The organism is Verrucosispora sp. SN26_14.1 (assembly GCF_004307965.1).
Lineage (GTDB): Bacteria > Actinomycetota > Actinomycetes > Mycobacteriales > Micromonosporaceae > Micromonospora.
This window is the reverse complement of sequence record NZ_SISL01000062.1, coordinates 1-20331: the sequence shown is the minus strand read 5'-3', so window position 1 is coordinate 20331 and position 20331 is coordinate 1. Positions and strand designations below refer to the sequence as shown.

Below are 20331 nucleotides of genomic sequence, written 5' to 3'. Positions count from 1 at the left end.
GGGCGGGGGAGTGGTGGGGGTGGAGGTCAGGCCGAAGAAGTCGATGGCGGCCCGGGCCATGCCCGTCGACGGCAGGGTGTGCCCGGCACCCTGGATGCTGTACGCCTCGACCTGGACCGTGCCGGAGGAGTTGGCGAACCGCCGCCGGTTCCAGTTGGCCTGCGGGGTGTCCGAGGACGTCGGCGTCTGGCTCAACCCGAAGACGTTGGTCCACTGCTCGACCGCCTCCTGCAGGAGCTGGAACGGGATGAGCGTGTCGTTGGTCCCGTGCCAGAGCTGGATGCGGGGACGCGCACCGCTGTAGCCGGGGTACGCCTGCCGCACCGCGTCGCCCCACTGCTGCGGGGTGCGGTCCATCCGGCCGTTGACGCACTGGCTGTTGGTCGGCGGGAAGTCGGCGGCGTTGGCGAAGCAGTTGAACGGCACGCCCATGAAGGCCGCGCCGGCCTTGAACACGTCCGGGTAGAGGGCGAGCAGGGCCTGGGTGGCCATGCCGCCGGAGGAACTGCCGGTGGCGTAGACCCGCTGCGGGTCGCCGCCGTACTGCCGCTGGGCGTAGCTGACCATCGACATGATGGAGACCGGGTCGCTGCCGCCGTCGCGGCGCTTCGAGGCGGCCGACCACACGTCGAAGCAGTTGCCGAAACCGGCCTGTTGGGTCGCGGTGGGGTAGATGACCAGGTAGCCGTACTGGTCGGCGAGCCGGGCGAACTCGCTGCTGGAGTAGAAGCCGGTGCCGGATCCGCCGCAGCCGTGCATGGCGACCACGATCGCCGGATTGGCCGGCCGGTTGTCCGGCGCGTAGATGTGCATGCGCATGTTGCCCGGGTTGTTGCCGAAGCTGGTCACCTCGACCAGCGACGCGGCGACGGCCGGTGACGGGGACAGGGCGACGCCCGCCACGGCGAGAAGTAACGCGGTGGCCAGGGATGCCAGCAGCCCCGCTCTCGTTCGGGTCATGTTCACCTCTCCGGTGGTTGGGTCGACGCCGGAACCCGGGCACGGTGGACGTCGGGGTCAGCCGACATCGACCGGGGGGCGGGGACCGGGCGTCGCGGTGCGGGAGGTGCTGCCCTGCGGAGGGATCCGCTCACCTCGCCGTGACGATGACACTTTCGTGCCGATTCGCGGCTCGCGCGCAAGCCAAAGTATGGAGTCGCGCCGAGAGCGCCAGCAACAAGATGACATTGATCGATATTTTCAGTCGGCCGCTGCTCGGGCGGCGCTGACGGCATCCCTGGACGCGGGGCCTCTCGGGCCTGCCGCGACCCGACGCGAAACACGCTAGCAACACGAGGGGCGTCGATGTTAACGTTCGCAGAGGCGTCGATGTGCTGACGTGGCATCGATCGATCACCGTGGTGTGATCGCCAACATCGGCCCGGCGCGCCCGATCTGGCGGCCCGTGGGTGAGCGTACGCCGTGATGCCGAATTGATGTGATGTATCGCGACCCTCCGCGTTGCCTGCCCGCCGCGCCTCCTGCCGAAAAACCGGCCCTGGCGGGCGATCTAGGCGTTGACGCTGTGCGCCCGAAACGAATAACGTCTGATGTCTAAGCCCGTGCCAGCGACACCACCCCTACGCCGTCCGTGTTTTGGAGGGATCCCCATGTCCCGTCCCCGGCTCGCCCCGGCCACCCGTCCGCGGATCACGAACGCCGCCGACGGCCCGATGTCGGACGGTCGCGGCGGCATCGCCTCCGGCTCGCCCTGAAACACCTGCGGCGACGACCGCGGCTGTCTCCCGTGGACGTCACCGCCGCCTGATCGCACCTGCTCCGTCGGACGTCCGTCGCCGCGCCCGGGTGGTCGCGGCGGCTCCGCCGTCGACGGCATCCCGATACGGAGGACACACCATGGAACGTAGAGCTCTGCTGAGCGTGGGGCTGACCGTGCTGCTCGGTGCCTCGGCCACGCTCGCCGCCGGGTGCGGCGCGGACGGTACCGGCTCAGGCGGGACGACGCAGCTCGTCGGCGTCGACTACCCGCGATCCGACACCGACTTCTGGAACTCCTACATCAGGTACGTGCCGCAGTTCGCCGACGAGCTGGGCGTCGAGATCAAGACCACCAACTCGCAGAACGACATCGCCAACCTCATCTCGAACACCCAGGCGTTCATGAGCCAAGGGGTCAAGGGCGTGGTGATGGCACCGCAGGACACCGCCGCCATCGCGCCCACCCTGACGCAGTTGGAGAGCCGGGACATCCCGGTGGTCACGATCGACACCCGACCGGACACCGGCAAGGTGTTCATGGTCGTCCGTGCCGACAACCGCGCCTACGGCATCAAGGCCTGCCAGTTCCTCGGCACCAAGCTCGGTGGCAAGGGCAAGGTCGTGATGCTCCAGGGCGGCCTGGACTCGATCAACGGCCGGGACCGCACCGAGGCGTTCAACGAGTGCATGCGCAAGGACTTCCCCGCCATCACCGTCTTCGGCGAGGCCACCGACTGGAAGGCCGACGTGGCGGCGTCGAAGCTGCAGACCCGGTTCGCCTCGGACCCGGACGTCAAGGGCATCTACATGCAGTCCTCGTTCGCCCTGTCCGGCACGCTGCAGATCCTCAAGCAGCGCGGCCTCCAGGTGCCGCCGAGCGACCCGAAGCACGTCTTCGTGGTCTCCAACGACGGCATCCCCGAGGAGCTGAAGAACATCGGCGAGGGCCTCATCGACGCCACCGTCAGCCAACCCGCCGACCTGTACGCCAAGTACGGGCTGGAGTACGTGAAGGCGGCGATGGACGGCAAGACGTTCCAGCCCGGCCCGACCGACCACGGCAGCACCATCATCCAGGTGCGCGACGGCCTGCTGGAGGACCAGCTCCCGGCGCCGCTGGTGACGGTGGACGGCGCACCGGTCGCGGGTGAGCCGACGCTGAAGTTCGACGACGCCTCCCTGTGGGGCAACAACGCATGAACACCGTCCCACACCACTCGGCCGACGGGCCGGCCGGCGACACCCGGCCCGTCGTCGAGGCGGTGAACATCACCAAGAGGTTCGGGTCGACGGTGGCCCTCCTCGACGCGGGCATCGTGGTCCGGCCCGGCGAGACGCACGCTCTGGTCGGGCGCAACGGCGCCGGCAAGTCGACGCTGGTCGGCATCCTCACCGGACTCCAGGCCGCCGACGGTGGCGCGGTGGCATTCGCCGGCCGGCCCGCTCCACCGTTGGGTGACCGCGACGCCTGGCGCCGGCAGGTGGCCTGCGTCTACCAGAAGTCCACGATCATCCCCACCCTCACCGTGGCGGAGAACCTGTTCCTCAACCGCCACGCCCGGGGCGTGGCCGGGCTGATCCAGTGGTCGAGGCTGCGCCGGCAGGCCGAGGAACTGCTCGCGACGTGGTCGGTCGAGGTGGACGTACGCCAGCCCGCCGCGTCGCTCTCGGTCGAACAGCGGCAGTTCGTGGAGATCGCCCGCGCGCTCTCCTTCGGCGCCCGGTTCATCATCCTCGACGAGCCGACCGCCCAGCTCGACGGCGCGGGCATCAACCGTCTGTTCACCCGGATCCGGGACCTGCGGGCCCAGGGTGTGACGTTCCTGTTCATCAGCCACCACCTGCAGGAGATCTACGAGATCTGCGACCAGGTGACGGTCTTCCGCGACGCGCGGCACATCCTGACGGCCCCGGTGGCGCAGCTGCGCCGGCCGGACCTGGTCGCCGCGATGACCGGTGAGGACGTGACGATGCCGGAGGCGGACCACCGACCGCTCGCGGCCGACGCGCCGGTGCTGCTGTCGGTGCGTGACCTGACCACCGCCTCCGGTGTGGAGCTGTCGCTCGAGGCCCGGGCCGGCGAGGTGGTCGGCATCGCGGGCGGCGGTGGCAGCGGCAAGGTCGAGGTCGCCGAGGCGATCGTCGGCCTGGCCCGCGCGGCCGGGGGATCGGTCGTGGTGGACGGCCGCACACTGCGTCCGGGCAGCGTGCCGGACGCGCTCGACGCCGGCGTCGGCCTGGTGCCGCAGGACCGGCACCGGGAGGGGCTGGTGCCGCTGCTGTCCATAGCGGAGAACGTCACGATGACCGTGCCGGACCGGGTCGCGCGACGGGGCCTCATCTCACCGGCCCGACGCGACGCGCTGGCCCGTGGCACCATCGCCGATCTGGCGATCAAGGCGTCCGGGCCGCAGGTGCCGGTCTCCGACCTGTCCGGCGGCAACCAGCAGAAGGTGGTGATGGGTCGGGCGTTGGCCAGCGAGCCCAAGGTGCTGGTGCTCATCACCCCCACCGCCGGTGTCGACGTGCGGTCCAAGCAGACGCTCCTCGGTGTCGTCGACGAGGTCCGTCGGGGCGGGACCACCGTGCTCGTGGTCTCCGACGAACTCGACGACCTGCGGATCTGTGACCGGGTGCTGGTGATGTTCCAGGGCCGGGTCGTCGGCGAGATGGCACACGGCTGGCGCGACAACGATCTGGTAGCCGCCATGGAAGGGGTGGACCTCCACCATGTCTGAGACGCTGACTCCCACCACCCCACCGGCGGCGGCACCACCACCGTCCAGGTCCGCCTCACGGAGTCTGGCCGTCGCCCGGCTACGCGACCTGGCGCTGGTGCCGGCGATCATCGCGGTCGCCGTCGTCGGCTCGATCGTCAACCCGGTCTTCCTCAGCAGCGACAACATCATCAACGTGCTGCAGAGCATGTCGGAGATCGCCATCGTGGTGCTCGCCCAGACCATCGTGCTGATCACCGGCAAGATGGACCTGTCGCTGGAGTCCACCTTCGGTCTGGCGCCCGGCATCGCCGCATGGCTGGTCATCGACCCCGCCCTCACCCGAGGTCTCGGGCTCGACGTGGTGCCGGACGCCTGGGCGGTGCCGGTGGTCCTGCTCGTCGGCGCGCTCGTCGGTGCCTTCAACGGCCTGCTCATCGTCCGCTTCGGCCTCAACGGCTTCATCGTCACGCTGGGCATGCTGATCGTCCTGCGTGGCCTGCTCACCGGCATCTCGGGCGGCCAGACCTTCTTCGCGCTGCCGGAGTCGATGACCTATCTGGGCTCCGCCTCCTGGGCCGGGGTGCCGGCGTCGATCTGGGTGTCGCTGCTGCTGGTCGCCGTCGGCATCGTGGTTCTCGGCTACACCCGTGCCGGCCGGGCGCTCTATGCCATCGGTGGCAACGCCGACGCCGCCCGGGCGGCGGGCATCCGCACCGACCGCGTGTTGTGGGTCGCCCTCATCGTGGCCAGCGTCCTCGCCGCGCTCGCCGGCCTGTTGATCAGCGGTCGGCTGGCGGCGGTGCCAGCGGCGCAGGGCAGCGGCGCGATCTTCCAGGTCTTCGCGGCGGCGGTGATCGGCGGCGTGAGTCTCAACGGCGGCAAGGGCAGCGTCTTCGGCGCCTTCACCGGTGTCCTGCTGCTGTTCATGATCATCAACGTGCTGACCCTGGCCGGGGTGCCCGCACAGTGGACGAACTTCCTCAACGGCACCGTCATCCTGGTGGCCCTGGTGGTCTCCCGCATCACCGGAGGCAAGGCGCAGACATGAGGCCGGCGGTCCGCCGCACCCCAGACCCGAAGCCGGGCCCGACCCGGCCAGCTGTTCGACCCCCAGGAGTTTCGGTGAGTGAGCGCATCTCGTCCGTAGAAACCATCGACGTACGGTTCCCCACGTCCCGGCACCGCGACGGGTCGGACGCCATGAACCCGTTCCCGGACTACTCCGCCGCGTACCTGATCCTGCGGACATCGGCCGGCGCGGAGGGACACGGACTGGTCTTCACCGTGGGGCGCGGCACCGAGATCCAGGTCGCGGCCGTGCAGTCGCTCGCCTCGATGGTGGTCGGTCAGCCGGTCGACGAGGTGCTCGCGGACCCCGGCGCGCTGGCCCGGCGGCTCGTCGGCGACAGCCAGATCCGGTGGCTCGGCCCGGAGAAGGGAGTGGTGCACATGGCGGCCGGCGGGCTGGTCAACGCGGTGTGGGATCTCGCCGCCCGCCGCGCGGGCAAGCCGCTGTGGAAGCTGCTCGCCGACCTCGCCCCGGAACAGATCGTCGCGCAGGTCGACTTCCGCTACCTGCGCGAGGCGCTCACCGAGGACGAGGCGCTGGACCTGCTACGGGCCGCGCAGGGCGGGCGCGCCGCCCGGGAGCAGCGCCTGCTGGCCGAGGGCTATCCCGCCTACACGACCACGCCGGGCTGGTTGGGCTACGACGACGAGAAGCTCGCCCGGCTCTGCCGGGAGGCGGTCGACGACGGGTACCGGCTGATCAAGATCAAGGTCGGCGGGGATCTGGCCGACGACGTACGCCGGATGGGTATCGCCCGCCGCGCGGTCGGGCCGGACGTCCGCATCGCGGTCGACGCCAACCAGATCTGGGGGGTGCCCGAGGCCATCGGGTGGATGCGGGAGCTGGCGCCTTTCGAACCGTACTGGATCGAGGAGCCGACGTCCCCGGACGACGTGCTCGGGCACGCCGCCGTGCGCAAGGCCCTCGCCCCGGTCAAGGTGGCCACCGGTGAGCACGTGCACAACGCGGTGATGTTCAAGCAGCTCCTCCAGGCCGACGCGGTCGACGTCGTGCAGATCGACGCCTGCCGGGTCGCCGGGGTCAACGAGAACCTGGCGATCCTGCTGCTCGCCGCGAAGTTTGGGGTGCCGGTCTGCCCGCACGCCGGAGGTGTTGGGCTGTGCGAGCTGGTGCAGCACCTGGCCATGTTCGACTTCGTGGCACTCAGCGGCACCACGGACGACCGGGCCATCGAGTACGTCGACCACCTGCACGAGCACTTCGCCGACCCGGTCCGCGTCCAGCATGGACGCTACCTCGCACCGCGCGTGCCGGGCATGAGCGCCGAGATCGTCCCCGCCGCACTGACCGACTACCGGTTCCCCGACGGCCCGGAGTGGACCACCGCGCCGGTCGTGGCGGGAGCGCCGGCATGATCATCGACGCGCACCACCACCTGTGGCAGCCGGACCACGGCTACGACTGGCTGGACGATCCCGCACTGGCCGCCATCCGTCGACCGTTCACCCCGGCGGACCTCACCACCGAGCTGACCGCGACCGGCGTGGACGGCACCGTGCTGGTGGAGGGCGGTCGCTGTCATCCCGACGAGGCCGCCGAGTTCCTCGGCCACGCCGCCGACACACCGGCCATCCTCGGCGTGGTGGCCTGGCTCGACATCGCGGCCGGCGACGTCTCCGCAACCGTCGCGGGCTACCGTCGGCTGCGCGGCGGTGAGCTGCTGGTCGGGGTACGCCCGCAGGTGCAGGGGGAGGCAGACCCCGACTATCTCGACCGGCCCGAGGTGCGGCGCGGCCTCGTCGAGGTGGCCGATGCCGGGCTCGTGTTCGACCTGGTGATCCGGGCCGACCAGTTGCCGGCGGCGGCCCGGGCGGCACGGGCCGTACCGCAGCTCCGGTTCGTCCTCGACCACCTCGGCAAGCCCCGGATCGACGCGGGAGAGGCGGGTCTGCGGGCCTGGCGCGACCCGTTCGCCGCGCTCGCCGACCACCCGAACGTCACCGCCAAGCTGTCCGGCCTGGTCACCGAGGCCCGGCCGGAGTGGTCACCGGCCGACCTGAGCCCGTTCGTCGCGGTCGCGATCGACGAGTTCGGCCCGGATCGTCTGATGTTTGGCTCGGACTGGCCGGTGTGTCTGCTCAGGTCGGACTACCCGGGTGTCCGTCGGGCGCTGGAGGCCGCGTTACCGCCGCTGTCGGCCCGGGAACGGCAGGACGTCTTCGCCGGCACCGCCCTGCGGACCTACGGACTGCCCCGGCGGTCCCAGCCCGACGGGGCGGCCGGGTGAACCCCGTCGTGCGGGCATCACGCGTCCGCCGCCTTGGCGGCGAGCACCGTACGCAGCCACGCCTCCGAGGTGTTGACGTGCATCAGGGCGCTGGCCTGGGCGAGCAGTTGATCACGCGACCGCAGCGCGAGATAGATCGCGTGGTGCTCGTCGATCGTCTTGTGTGCCGCGTTGCCCTCGATCAGCCCGCGCCACACCCGCGCCCGCAGCGTCCGGCTGGAGAGCCCGGCCAGCAGCGACGTGAGGGTCTCGTTCCCGGTCGTCGCGATGACCGTGTGGTGGAAGGCGGTGTCGAACTGGATCAGCTTCTCGGCGTCGTCGGCGGCGGCCCGCATGTCCTCCAGGATCCGGGCGAGCTCGTCGAGGTCGGTGTCGGTCATCCGCAGCGCCGCCAGGCCGGTCGCCACCGGCTCCAGCATCCGGCGGACCTCCATCACCTCCAGCAGCGTGTCGTCGCGCAGCAGTTCCACCGCGACGCCGAGGCCCTCCAGCAGCAGGCGCGGGGCGAGGCTGGTGACGTACGTGCCGTCGCCGCGACGCACGTCGAGCACCCGCGCCGATTCGAGCACCTTCACCGCCTCCCGGACCCCGCTGCGGGACAGCCCCATCTGCGCGGCCAGTTGCGGCTCCGGTGGCAGCCGTGCGCCCGGCGGCAGCTCCCCGCTCTGGATCATGCTGCGGATCCTGGCGATCGCGTCGTCGGTGAGTGCCATCCACGCCCCCTTCGGACCGGCCCGCGCTGGGGCGTCGACATGGGTCCGCCACCGCCTGTGGCAGACACCGGCAGCCCTCACCACTATAGAGACGTCGGACGTTTGGTGCCCTCACGGCACCCTCGGCGTCCCAGCGATCCACCGCTGGCAGGTGCACTCGGTCGGGCCCGGCCGAGCGGCTCGCGGGAGAAGAACAGCCCACCGGAGAGACCCGAGGAGGCGGCGTGAACCGCAGCGCACAGTACGTCGGCGAGCAGACCTTCGTCGTCGAGGAGACCCCCGTCGTGCCGCCCGGTCCCGGCCAGGTGCGCCTCGACGTCGCGTACACCGGGATCTGTGGCACGGACCTGCACATCGCGCACGGGGCGATGGACCAGCGGGTGAGCGTACCGGCGGTGATCGGGCACGAGATGTCGGGCCGGGTGGCCGAGGTCGGCGCGGGCGTCGAGGGATTCCGGGTGGGGGACCCGGTCACCGTGATGCCGCTGGACTGGTGCGGTGAGTGTCCCGCCTGCCGTGCCGGACACACGCACATCTGCCACCGGCTCGACTTCGTCGGCATCGACTCGCCCGGCGCGATGCAACGGTCGTGGACCGTATCCGCGCGGCTCCTGGTGCCGCTGCCAGCGGACCTGTCGCTGGTCCACGCCGCGCTCGTCGAGCCGACCGCGGTGGCGGTGCACGACGTGCGCCGCTCCCGGCTCGTCGCCGGCGAACACGCGGTCGTCATCGGCGCCGGGCCGGTGGGTCTGCTCATCGGCACGGTCGCCCGGGCCACCGGTGCCGAGGTGACCGTGCTCGAACTCGACCCGCGCCGCCGGGAACTCGCCACCGACCTCGGTCTCACCGCCGTCGACCCGGCGACGGTCGACGTCGCGCGGTACGTCCGGGAGGCGACCGCCGAGGCCGGCGCGGACGTGGTGTTCGAGGTCTCCGGCTCGGCGGCCGGTGTCCGGACCGCGACCGACCTGCTCGCGGTCCGGGGACGGCTCGTCGTCGTCGCCATCCACCCCACCCCCCGCGAGGTGGACCTGCACCGGATCTTCTGGCGCGAGCTGGAGGTGATCGGGGTACGGGTCTACGAACGCGGGGACTACGCCGAGGCGGTCCGCCTGGTGCACACCGGTCAGGTGCCCGCCGACCGGCTCGTCTCCCGGATCGTGCCGTTGGCCGACGTGTCGCGGGCCTTCGAGGCGCTCGCCGCCGGTGGTGACGTGAAGGTGCTCGTCGACTGTGGAGGAGACACGTGAACCTGTTCGACCTGAGCGGCCGGTTGGCCGTGGTGACCGGGTGCCGACGCGGCATCGGACTGGCGATGGCGGAGGCCCTGGCGGCTGCCGGAGCCGACGTGATCGGGGTGAGCGCGGCGCTGGAGGAGACCGGTAGCGAGGTGGCCGACCGGGTGGCGGCGCACGGGCGCGGGTTCGTGCCGTACCGGGCGGACCTGTCCGACCGCGCCGCCGTCCGCGCGCTCGGCGACTGGCTCGTCGGGGCCGACCGGCCCGTCGACATCCTGGTCAACAACGCCGGCACGATCCGTCGCGCGCCCGCCGCAGAGCACTCCGACGCCGACTGGGACCACGTGCTCGAAGTCGACCTGTCCGCGCCGTTCGTCCTCGCCCGGGAGCTGGGCCGGGAGATGGTCCGGCGGGGCAGCGGGAAGATCATCTTCACCGCGTCGATGCTGAGCTTCCAGGGCGGCGTGACGGTGCCCGGATACGCCGCCGCGAAGTCGGGGATCGCCGGTCTGACCCGCGCGTTGGCCAACGAGTGGGCGCCGCACGGGGTCAACGTCAACGCGATCGCGCCGGGCTACATCGGCACGGACAACACCCGGGCACTGCGGGACCAGCCGGAGCGCAACCGGGCGATCCTGGAACGGATCCCGGCCGGGCGGTGGGGGCGCCCCGACGACCTCGCCGGAGTCACCGTCTTCCTCGCCTCCGACGCGGCCGCCTACGTGCACGGCGCCGTCATCCCGGTCGACGGAGGTTGGCTGGCCCGATGAGGTGCGTCCACCTCATCGCAAGAACATCTACTCCTTGCTATGTTATCGCTCACAGACTACTTTTCGTCAGCAAGAGTGCAGGCTTCCCCTCACTCGCGACGTGCTCACCCGGGTGCTCGGCGTCCACCGTCCCGGCCGGCCGAGCCGGTCACCGCGACGCCCCGGCGGGCCAGGTTCGCGTGCGGGACGGACGTCCGCCGCCACGCCACCTGATGTCTGACGAGGAAGGGGGGCTGTCATGCGCGTACCTGCCACCGCCGCGTCCATGGGCGTCCGCACCGACCGGCGCCCGTCGGCAAGTCCGGTCCGACCGTCCGACACCGCCGTGGTGGTGGACCGCGCCGACCGGATGGAACGTCTGTTGAGCACCATGATCGACGAGGTCGGCGGCGCGGAGCCGGTCGTCGACCAGCGGACCGGAGAGGCCGCCACCTCTCCCTTCGACCTGGCGGACGAGTCGGTCGGCGTCGACCCGGCGGCAGCCCTGCTCGCCGCCTTCGACCTGGCCTACCGCGATCTGCCCGCTCGTGGGCAGCGGTTGGTCCGCTACCTCGGCCTGCATCCCGGCCCGGACTTCGACGCCGACGCGGCGGCGGCGCTGTGCAACCTGACCCTCGTGCAGGTCCGACGGGGTCTGGGGGAGTTGCGCGAGCGCCGCCTGCTCGTCCGGTGCGGCAGCCGCTACCGGTTCCCTGACCGGGTCGTCGACCACGTGCGGCGGCTCGCCCTCACCGAATCCGCCGTGGACCGTGACGCGGCCCTGGCGCGGCTCGGTGACGCCCGACCGGGCACGACCGCCCGAGGTGGTACGGCCGCCCGGCGCTGATCGCGGCGGGCTCCGCACTCCGCCGACCCCGCCCCGGGGCGATACATGTGATGTATTCAGCCCCTCGTCGGTGTGTCCCTCCGTGTCGTCGCTGATCGGCCCGGCCACGCGAGAAAGTCTGGCGACGGGGGCGGGCCACTCCGTTGTGCCTGCACATCGGTGTGATCGGTAGTGAATTGCCCGTGGGCGTCAGGCATCGTCATCGACCATTGCCTATTTTGTCGTCCCGGAGTAACCTTCGCGAAACACATCAGATGTCTGGCTGTCTCCGTGGCGCTCGGGTCTCGCCCGACACGTCCCGCCCGACGTCACCGAACAGCGCCGGCATGTCGGCTTTCCACCCTGTTCCCGCGCACCGGCGTGGCTCCTCGGGCCACCGGTTGGAGGATCGATGTCAGACCTGACCCGACGGCAGGCTCTCAAGATGGGCGCGGCCGGCGCGAGCGGCGCCCTGCTGCCGCTGCCGTGGACCGCCCTGGCCCGCGCGGACTCCGCCCCACCAGCCCAGGTGCTCGCCGCCGGTGACCTGGCACTGTGGTACGACGAGTCCGCCGGGACCGACTGGCTGCGCGCGCTCCCGATCGGCAACGGTCGGCTCGGCGCCATGGTGTTCGGCAACGTCGACGCCGAACGGCTGCAACTCAACGAGGACACCGTCTGGGCCGGCGGCCCCCACGACCCGAGCAACACCCGGGGGGCGGGGGCGCTGGCGGAGATCCGGCGGTTGGTCTTCGCCAACCAGTGGACGCAGGCGCAGAACCTGATCAACCAGAACATGCTCGGCAACCCGGTCGGGCAGTTGGCGTACCAGCTCGTCGGCAACCTGCGGCTGACGTTCCCCACCTCGGGCGGGGCGTCGCAGTACGAGCGGCAGCTCGACCTGACCACCGCGACCAGCTCGGTCAGCTACCTGATGAACGGCGTCCGCTACCAGCGCGAGGTGTTCGCCAGCGCGCCGGACCAGGTCATCGCGATGCGCCTGACCGCCGACCGGAGCGGGTCGATCTCCTTTACCGCCACCTTCGACAGCCCGCAGCGGACCACGCTGTCCAGCCCTGACGGCACCACGATCGCCCTCGACGGGGTCTCCGGCAACCAGGAGGGCGTCACCGGCGCGGTGCGGTTCCACGCCCTGGCCAACGCGACCGTCAGCGGCGGCACGGTGACGAGTTCCGGCGGCACGCTGCGGGTCACCAACGCCACCAGCGTGACCCTGTTGATCTCGATCGGATCCAGCTACGTCACCTACCGCAACGTCGGCGGGGACTACCAGGGCATCGCGCGGCGTCACCTGACCGCCGCCCGGGCCAGCAGTTACGACCAGCTCCGCAGCCGGCACGTGGCCGACTACCAGGCGCTGTTCGGCCGGGTCAGTCTCGACCTCGGCCGGACCGCCGCCGCCGACCAGCCGACCGACGTGCGGATCGCGCAGCACAACAGCGTCAACGACCCGCAGTTCTCCGCGCTGCTGTTCCAGTTCGGCCGGTACCTGCTGATCTCGTCCTCCCGGCCGGGCACCCAGCCGGCAAACCTCCAGGGCATCTGGAACGACTCGCTGACCCCGGCGTGGGACTCGAAGTACACGATCAACGCCAACCTGCCGATGAACTACTGGCCGGCCAACACCACGAACCTGGCGGAGTGCCACGCACCGGTCTTCGACATGGTCCGCGACCTGGCGGTCAGCGGTGCCCGCACCGCGCAGGTGCAGTACGGCGCGGGCGGTTGGGTCACCCACCACAACACCGACGCCTGGCGGGCCACCTCGGTGGTGGACGGCGCGTTCTGGGGCATGTGGCAGACCGGCGGTGCGTGGCTGGCCACCCTGATCTGGGACCACTACCTGTTCAACGGCGACGTCGAGTTCCTGCGCGCGAACTACCCGGCGATGAAGGGTGCCGCGCAGTTCTTCCTCGACACGTTGGTGACCGAGCCGTCCCTCGGCTACCTGGTCACCAACCCGTCGAACTCGCCGGAGATCGGCCACCACACGGACGCCAGCGTGTGCGCCGGCCCGACCATGGACAACCAGATCCTGCGGGACCTCTTCGACGGCTGCGCCCGGGCCAGCGAGATCCTCGGGGTGGACGCCACGTTCCGGGCCCAGGTCCGCGCGACCCGGGACCGGTTGGCACCGACGCGGGTCGGTTCCCGGGGCAACATCATGGAGTGGCTCTACGACTGGGTGGAGACCGAGCGGAACCACCGGCACATCTCGCACCTGTACGGGCTCGCGCCGAGCAACCAGATCACCCGGCGCGGCACCCCGCAGCTGTTCGAGGCGGCCCGGCGCACCCTGGAGATCCGGGGTGACGACGGCACCGGCTGGTCACTCGCCTGGAAGATCAACTTCTGGGCCCGGATGGAGGAGGGCAACCGCGCCCACGACCTGATCCGTTTCCTCGCCACCCCGGCCCGGCTCGCGCCGAACATGTTCGACCTGCACCCGCCGTTCCAGATCGACGGCAACTTCGGCGCCACCGCCGGGGTCGCCGAGATGCTGCTCCAGAGCCATGCCGGTGAACTGCACGTCCTGCCGGCCCTGCCGACCGCGTGGCCGAACGGGCGGGTATCCGGCCTGCGTGGCCGGGGCGGACACACCGTCGGCATCGCGTGGACCAACGGCCAGGCCAGCGAGGTCCTCGTCCGGCCGGACCGGGCCGGCACGGTACGCCTGCGCGGACGGCTCTTCGCCACCACGTACACGGTGGTCGACGTCGCCGACGGGACGCCCGCGCGGACCACGCGGATCGAGTCGGACCTGGTCGAGGTGACCGTCCAGGCAGGTCGCACCTACCGGGCCACCGGGCAGGGCGTCGCCCTCCCGACGCTGGAACAGAGCTTCACCAACGTCAGCACCACCAACGACACCAACACCGGCGTCGGCAACTTCGACGGCAACGGTGCCTCGCTCTCCGCGCAGGCCCTGGCCGCTGCGGGCGTCACCCCCGGCGCCACCCTGAGCCGCAACGGGGTGACCTTCCGCTGGCCCAGCGTCGCGGCGGGCGGAGCGGACAACGCCATCGCCTCCGGGCAGTCGATCAGCGTCACCGGCACCGGTCGTACGCTCGGCTTCCTCGCCACCGGCACGTACGGCGCGGTGTCCGGCACCGGCACGGTGGTGTACGCCGACGGCACCCGTCAGACCTTCACGCTGAGCACCCCGGACTGGTACGGCGGGCCGCACAGCGGGGCCGCCGCGGCCGTGGTCAGCGCCTACCAGAACCGGCCCGGCAACCAGCGGCAGAACACGGCGGCCTGCGTCTACTTCGTGGGCGTGACGGTGCAGAACAAGGCGGTCGTCCGGGTCGAGCTGCCCAACATCAGTGCCCGCCCGGCGGCCAACGTGCCCACCATGCACATCTTCGCGATCGCCATCGCGGCCTGACGCGCCGGTCCGGGGCGGCGCGACGGGGAACGAGGGCGGGGTCGCCGTGGACCGGCGGCCCCGCCCTCAGCGGATCACTCGAAGAGGGACAGGGTCAGCGTCGAGGTGTACTCGCCCGCGGCCACGTCGGCCGGGGTGCGCAGGAACAGGTCGGCGTCGACCGAGTACGCCCCACCGGCGACCGCGCCCGAGTCGAACGTGGAGACCAGCAACTCCTGGTCGACCAGACCCACGTTGTTGCCCGGCTGCGTCGGCTCGTCCAACACGGTGACGACCTCCTCGCCCTCGCTGACCAGACCGGTGTCGCCACCGTCGACCAGGCGCGGCTTCCAGCCCAGGTGCCCGGCACCGATCGGCTCCTGACCGTCGGCTCCGGTGAAGTCGGTGGCACTACCGAGCACCGCCCACGCCGCACCCGAGGGCACCTCGTCGGCGGTCCGGGTGTCGGTCACCGTCACCGTCGGCAGACCACCCACGAACTGCCGCACCAGCAACGTCGACCCGTCCTCGGTCAACGCCACCGAGTCACCCGCGATCGACATGGCGAGGACACCCGGCTCCACCAACTCCTCGATCTCCACGGTGACCGTCACGTCACCGCTGTCACCCGGATCGGCCGAGGCGGGCGCAGCCGCCATCACCGACCCGACCAGCAGGGCCCCGGCGGCACCCGCCGCCAACAGCCGCCTGCGATTGTCCGTTCTCATCTGCATCTCCGCGTCACTCGTGATCGACAGTGGGTAGGGATGATCAGCAGGTGGCAGCGGGGTGCTCGACGGTGCGTACCGTCGTCACGTCCCTGCCGTCGATCGACCCGGTCACCCGGACGGTCGCCGTGCCTGCCTGCGTCGCCGCCGTCCGGCTGTTGAACTGCTGGAACGCGCTCGCGCCCGGCGCCACGGCCGACACCGACCGCTGCCCGTACGCGCTCTCCAGCACCACGTCCACCGCAGCGTCGTGGTCGTTGCGCGCCTGCACCGCCACGTACGCCTTACCGCCGACACACCGCGTCTGCGCGCTGACCGTCACCGGCAGGTCGGCGGTGGCCGCCTCGAACGCCCAGGTGTCGATCTCGAACAGGTCGCCACCCGCCGGTCCGGCGTAGGTGAAGTACACGTCGTGCACGCCGGCCACGCCGTCGAGCTCGGTGCTGAGCTCCGTCCACTCGCCGATCGGCCCGTCGACCGGGATGGTCGCCACCACCGGGGCGGTCACGTCACCGAGCCGCAGTTGGATCGATCCGCCGGCCACCAGCGGCCGGACCTTGGCGGTCAGGCTCCTGGCCCCGGCCCCGAAGTCGACCGAGGAGAGCGCGGTCCAGTCGCCGTTGTCGATGTCACGGACGACCAGGTTGGGTGCCTCGTCGCCGAACTGGGCGGACCCGCCGTCGATCTTCACGGTCGCGATGCCCTTGCTCCAGCCGAAGGTCTCCGCCTCGAACACCCGGTACGGGTCGAAGTTCCGGACCTGGTCGACACCGGCGTAGTCGCCCACCACCTGCCGGATGGTGCCGTCCTCGTTGAAGCTGAGTTCCTGGATGTGCGGGCTGCGGTAGCCCTGGGTGGTGTTGCCGTTGATGCGCTTGTTCAGCGTCGGGCCGTGGTACGTGAAGTAGTACTTGCCCTCGTACTCGAAGGCGGACTGGTGGTTGTTGCCGCCGGTGCCGGTGCCGAAGAACTGCGACTGGTTCGGGAACAGCACGCCCGCGTAGGTCTCCTTCGGCCAGACCATCGGGTCGTCGGAGATCATGTAGCCGATCTGACCGCCGCCGGGGTACCCGGGCAGCGGCGTCTGGTTGCCACCGAAGTCGTTGCCGCCGAAGTGCGACGAGTACGACAGGTAGTACTTGCCGTCGCGCTTGAACACCTGGGCCGCCTCGAAGGCCACCGGGGCGTCCACGACCGCCGCCGTGCCCTCGGTCGACACCATGTCGTCACCGAGCTTGATCGACCGCAGGTTCTTCGGGTTGTTGAACCGCTCGGCCGCCGGCATGCTGGTCGCCGCCGGACCGCCGCCGAAGTAGAGGTACGCCTCGCCGTCGTCGTCCACGAACGGCGCCGGGTCGAACTTCCAGGCGACCGCCTCGGCACCCGGGGTGCGGCCGTCGATCAGCGTGCTGGTGCGCTCGCTGGTCCACGGGCCCACCGGCGACGCACCGGTGATCACGTTGCTGGAGCCGCCGCCGTTGGCGTAGTACAGGAAGAACTTCTCCTGCCCGTCGACGATCTTCTTGGCCATGCCCGGCGCCCACGAGTTGTTCGTGAACGGTGCCACGCCGTTCGGCCCGGCGACCTGGATCTCACCGTGGTCCGTCCAGTTGACCATGTCGGTCGTGGAGATCACCGTGATCTGGTTGATGTCGCCGTAGTTGATGCCCGGCGAGACACCGGTGGTCGGGTTCGGGGCGTACCCCTGGGTGTCGTTGGTCATGTACATGTAGACCCGGCCGTCGTGGACGAAGCCGTACCCGTCGGCGCCGAACTTGTGGCCGATCAACGGGTTGTGCTCACCGGGCAGCTTGCCGACCACCTCGATGGTCTTGGACGCGGGCGGCGGCGGCGCGGCGCCGACCACCGATACGTCGTCGAGCGTGAAGTCCATGAGGTGCAGGTTCGCATCGGCGCCCGGGTCACTCGTCCACGGGGTCTCGAAGAACAGGCGCGCGGTGCCGACGCCCTGGCTCGCCGGGATGGTGAACTGCCCGTTGACGTGCGCCCACTGTCCCCGGGTCGCCGTCACGCTCACCAGGTTGGTGTAGGTGGAGCCGCCGTAGTGCATGGTGGCGAAGAACTGCTTCGTCGCGGGCGAGGCCGCGTTCTCGTACTTGAGTCGGGCGCTCAACGTGTACGTCTGCCCGGCCTGGACCTTGCCGGAGAGGTCCTGCATCGGACCGGACCCGGTGGTCGTCCGGTTGGTGACCCGCACCGCGCTCGACCCGGAGTAGGCGTCGGTGGTGAGGGAGAGGGTCGCGCTGTCGGTGGCGTTGCCGTTGTTGACGAACCAGTTCGCCAGGCCGTTCTCGAACCCGCCGTTGACGACGAGATTCGTGTCGGCGGCCTGGACCGGTGCCGCCGCGACGAATCCGGCGAGCATCACGCCGGCCGTCGCGATGGCGGCGACCCGTCGGCGGGCCCCCGTTCGTGGACGCGGTGTCACGAGATGTCCTCCTTGAAGTGGAACGGGCAGGGGAGTTCATCGGCACCCCGGAACCGGCGTGGAACCGGCTCCGGGGCAGATCGGATGGGTGGGGATCAGCCGCCGCAGGTGGTGGCCGGGTACGCCGCGGTGCGGACGGTGGTCACGTCCCTGCCGTCGACCGTCCCGGTCACCCGGACGGTCGCCGTACCCGCCGGGGCGGCGGCGCCGCGGGCGGCGAACTGCTGGAACGCATGGGCACCCGGTGCCACGTCCGGAACCGATCGCCGGCCGTACGCGCTCTCCAGCACCACGTCCACCGGAGCGTCGTGGTCGTTGCGGGCCTGCACCGCCACGTACGCCTTACCGCCGACGCACCGCGTCTGGGCGGTCACCGTGACCGGGAGTGTGGCACTGCGCAGCACCCCGAGCCGGGCCAACTGGTAGCTCAGCGCCCGTTCCGGCGCGTCGATCTGGTTCTGGGTGCCGAACGTGCCGGCCCGGGCCGTCGTGGCGGCGGCGAGCGTGGCACGCATGGCGGCCCAGGCGTCGGCCGGGTACGCCGACTCGTCGAGCGTGGCCGCGTACGCGATGGCCGCGTCCAGCGCGCCGGTGTCCAACGGCCGGTTCTGCGCGGTGAGCGTGTCGCTGAGCAGGTAGTGGTCGAAGTCGACCTGACCACCGGTCTGCTGGGTGGCGTAGTTGAACAGGCCGACCCGGTGCCCCATGAAGTGGGCCAGACTGCCGTCCAGCGTCTGCGGACCCACCCGGTTGCCCATCTGCGTCCAGGTCACCCCGTCCAGGCTGTAGTGGAACGTGGTCCAGAGCTGCCCGGTGGGCGAGGCGAAGTCGAGGTCCGCCTTCACGTGCACCTCGGTCGCGTCGCCGAGCGGCACCGTCGTGCCGGGCAGGAAGTTCTCCAGCGTCGCCTGGTCGAGGTCGACGGCGAAGGGCTGCCCCCGGTTGACCACGCCGAGCGTGTTCACCCCACCGGCACGCTTGACCGCCACGTACGAGAAGCCCCGGTTGTAGGCGGCCAGACCCGCGACGTCGCCGTCGGTCATCCGGGAGATGTCCATCCTGGTCTCGACGGACTGTCGGGGCCCGAAGGTCCGCTGCGACAGCGTGTTGCGGGCCTCCTCGAACCAGGCCAGCTCGGCGCGGTTGGAGAGCTTGGTGTAGACGTAGCCGCCGGTGACCACCTTGCCGGTGGTCAGCCGCAGCCAGCCCGCCCGGTCGGTCAGCGACCAGTGGCGGTTGTCCGGCGCGTGGTTCCACTCCCAGGCCATGTCCAGCCGCGATCCGTTGGGCCTGATCTCCTCCTCGATCTCCGGCGTCGGGGCGGTCCACTCCTCGTCCATGTACGCCCTGTGCGGTGCGTCGTTGGCGAAGTCGTCCGAGACCACGATGGACTTCTGCCGCTCGAACCGCTCCTGCTCCGGGCTGAGCGCGATCGGCTTGGCGAACGCGCCCTCCACCGGCACCACACCGTTGGTGCCGAAGGTCGGCCAGCCGTCCTCGGACCAGGTCGCGGGGATGAGCGCCGGGATGCGGCCGATCGGGAAGGTGTCCCGGAAGAACATGCCGTGCCAGTCGGTCTGACCACCCTCTCGGGCGATCGGCACGAGGCTGCCCTGCGCGAAGCCGTTGGAGTTGAGCACGCCGCGCGCCTCGTAGGTGTTGACCCCGCCCTCGGAGGTGTGGCGCCCGAGCAGCTCCGGCGAACGGAGCATGACGACCTGACGTCCCTGGCCGGAGGGCCAGGTGATGATGACGGCGTAGTAGTAGCCGTTGATGTGGTAGAACTGGGCGCCCTCGAAGAGTCCGCCGATGAAGGGCCGGCCGGCGTAGTCGTTGGCGGTGAAGACGTTCGGGTAGTCCTGCACGACGGCGGTCAGTGCGGAGTTGAGCCGCACCGCGCTGATGTTTCCGTTGCCGTAGAAGATGTACGCCGTACCGTCGTGGTCGAAGAAGAGGGACGGGTCGTGCAGGCCGCGACCGAGGGCCGTGCGCTGCCACGCGCCGTTCTCGATGTCGTCGGTGCGATAGATGTAGGCGCCGCCGAGGTTGTTGGTGTTGAAGGCGACGTAGAACATGCCGTCGTGGTAGCGCAGAGACGACGCCCACTGGCCCTGGCCGTACGAGTTCTGGCCGTTGCGCAGCGAGAACGAGTCGCCGATGCTCGCCCGGTCGAAGACGTAGTTGACGATCTCCCAGTTCACCAGGTCGTACGACTTCATGATCGGCGCACCCGGGCTCAGGTGCATGGTGGTGCTGATCATGTAGTAGATGTCCCGGCCCTCGGCGTTCTCCGCGGCCGGCACCCGTTCGACGCCGATGTCCGGCACGTCTGCCCGGAGCAGTGGCACGGTGTAGGTGCCGTCACCCCGGTCGGTCGAGGTGTACGACGATCGGGGCGACCAGGGCTCGGCGGCCTGCGCGGTGCCGCCGGTGGTGACCGTGTCTCTTATCCACATCTCCGAGCCCCCGAGACTAGCGCTCATC

At 70.7% G+C, this 20331-nt stretch carries 14 protein-coding genes; 9 read left to right on the top strand and 5 right to left on the bottom strand.

Translation table 11 applies throughout. The features are described from left to right. Positions 1-960: PHB depolymerase family esterase (locus EYA84_RS09020; RefSeq protein WP_131052584.1), on the bottom strand; the 960-nt coding region annotated here is incomplete at its 3' end. 897 nt (positions 961-1857) lie between these two features. On the opposite strand from EYA84_RS09020, the gene EYA84_RS09015 reads away from it, so the two are divergent. From EYA84_RS09015 to EYA84_RS08995, 5 genes are all read left to right on the top strand, one after another. Beyond that, positions 1858-2919, top strand: a complete 1062-nt coding sequence (locus tag EYA84_RS09015) for a sugar ABC transporter substrate-binding protein (RefSeq protein WP_131052583.1) — start codon at positions 1858-1860, stop codon at positions 2917-2919. After that, complete coding sequence (locus tag EYA84_RS09010) at positions 2916-4457, top strand: sugar ABC transporter ATP-binding protein (RefSeq protein ID WP_131052582.1); 1542 nt, start codon at positions 2916-2918, stop codon at positions 4455-4457. Before EYA84_RS09015 ends, EYA84_RS09010 begins: the two co-directional genes overlap by 4 nt. Further along, on the top strand, positions 4450-5487 hold the full coding sequence (locus tag EYA84_RS09005; protein ID WP_131052581.1) for an ABC transporter permease: 1038 nt from the start codon (positions 4450-4452) through the stop codon (positions 5485-5487). The genes EYA84_RS09010 and EYA84_RS09005 overlap by 8 nt, the downstream gene beginning before the upstream one ends. 74 nt (positions 5488-5561) lie before the next feature. Continuing rightward, complete coding sequence (locus EYA84_RS09000; RefSeq protein ID WP_236145671.1) at positions 5562-6884, top strand: enolase C-terminal domain-like protein; 1323 nt, start codon at positions 5562-5564, stop codon at positions 6882-6884. Beyond that, positions 6881-7756: an amidohydrolase gene (locus EYA84_RS08995; protein WP_131052579.1), complete on the top strand. Its 876-nt coding sequence runs from the start codon at positions 6881-6883 to the stop codon at positions 7754-7756. Before EYA84_RS09000 ends, EYA84_RS08995 begins: the two co-directional genes overlap by 4 nt. Positions 7757-7773: 17 nt before the next feature. Here EYA84_RS08995 and EYA84_RS08990 read toward each other — a convergent pair whose 3' ends face one another. Beyond that, entirely contained in the window at positions 7774-8469 is a 696-nt protein-coding gene (locus EYA84_RS08990; protein WP_131052578.1) for a FadR/GntR family transcriptional regulator, read from the bottom strand. Between the two features lie 224 nt (positions 8470-8693). Here EYA84_RS08990 and EYA84_RS08985 point away from each other — a divergent pair, with 224 nt between their 5' ends. The 4 genes from EYA84_RS08985 to EYA84_RS08970 all read left to right on the top strand — a co-directional run bounded on the left by EYA84_RS08985 (position 8694) and on the right by EYA84_RS08970 (position 14691). Continuing rightward, positions 8694-9719: a zinc-binding dehydrogenase gene (locus EYA84_RS08985; protein WP_131052577.1), complete on the top strand. Its 1026-nt coding sequence runs from the start codon at positions 8694-8696 to the stop codon at positions 9717-9719. Beyond that, complete coding sequence (locus EYA84_RS08980) at positions 9716-10477, top strand: SDR family oxidoreductase (protein ID WP_131052576.1); 762 nt, start codon at positions 9716-9718, stop codon at positions 10475-10477. The genes EYA84_RS08985 and EYA84_RS08980 overlap by 4 nt, the downstream gene beginning before the upstream one ends. 238 nt (positions 10478-10715) lie before the next feature. After that, positions 10716-11303 carry a hypothetical protein gene (locus tag EYA84_RS08975; RefSeq protein WP_131052575.1) on the top strand — a complete coding sequence of 196 codons (588 nt, stop codon included), beginning with the start codon at positions 10716-10718 and terminating at the stop codon, positions 11301-11303. A 391-nt stretch (positions 11304-11694) separates the two neighbouring features. Next, entirely contained in the window at positions 11695-14691 is a 2997-nt protein-coding gene (locus EYA84_RS08970; protein ID WP_131052574.1) for a glycoside hydrolase N-terminal domain-containing protein, read from the top strand. Positions 14692-14765: 74 nt separating this feature from the next. Here the strand turns inward: EYA84_RS08970 and EYA84_RS08965 are convergent, their stop codons facing one another. From EYA84_RS08965 to EYA84_RS08955, 3 genes are all read right to left on the bottom strand, one after another. Then, positions 14766-15398, bottom strand: a complete 633-nt coding sequence (locus EYA84_RS08965; protein ID WP_131052573.1) for a hypothetical protein — start codon at positions 15396-15398, stop codon at positions 14766-14768. Between the two features lie 43 nt (positions 15399-15441). Continuing rightward, a complete protein-coding gene (locus EYA84_RS08960; RefSeq protein ID WP_236145670.1) occupies positions 15442-17847 on the bottom strand; it encodes a family 43 glycosylhydrolase in 2406 nt (801 codons plus the stop codon). Between the two features lie 95 nt (positions 17848-17942). After that, positions 17943-20330 carry a glycoside hydrolase 43 family protein gene (locus EYA84_RS08955; protein WP_131052572.1) on the bottom strand — a complete coding sequence of 796 codons (2388 nt, stop codon included), beginning with the start codon at positions 20328-20330 and terminating at the stop codon, positions 17943-17945. Position 20331 lies beyond the last annotated feature (1 nt).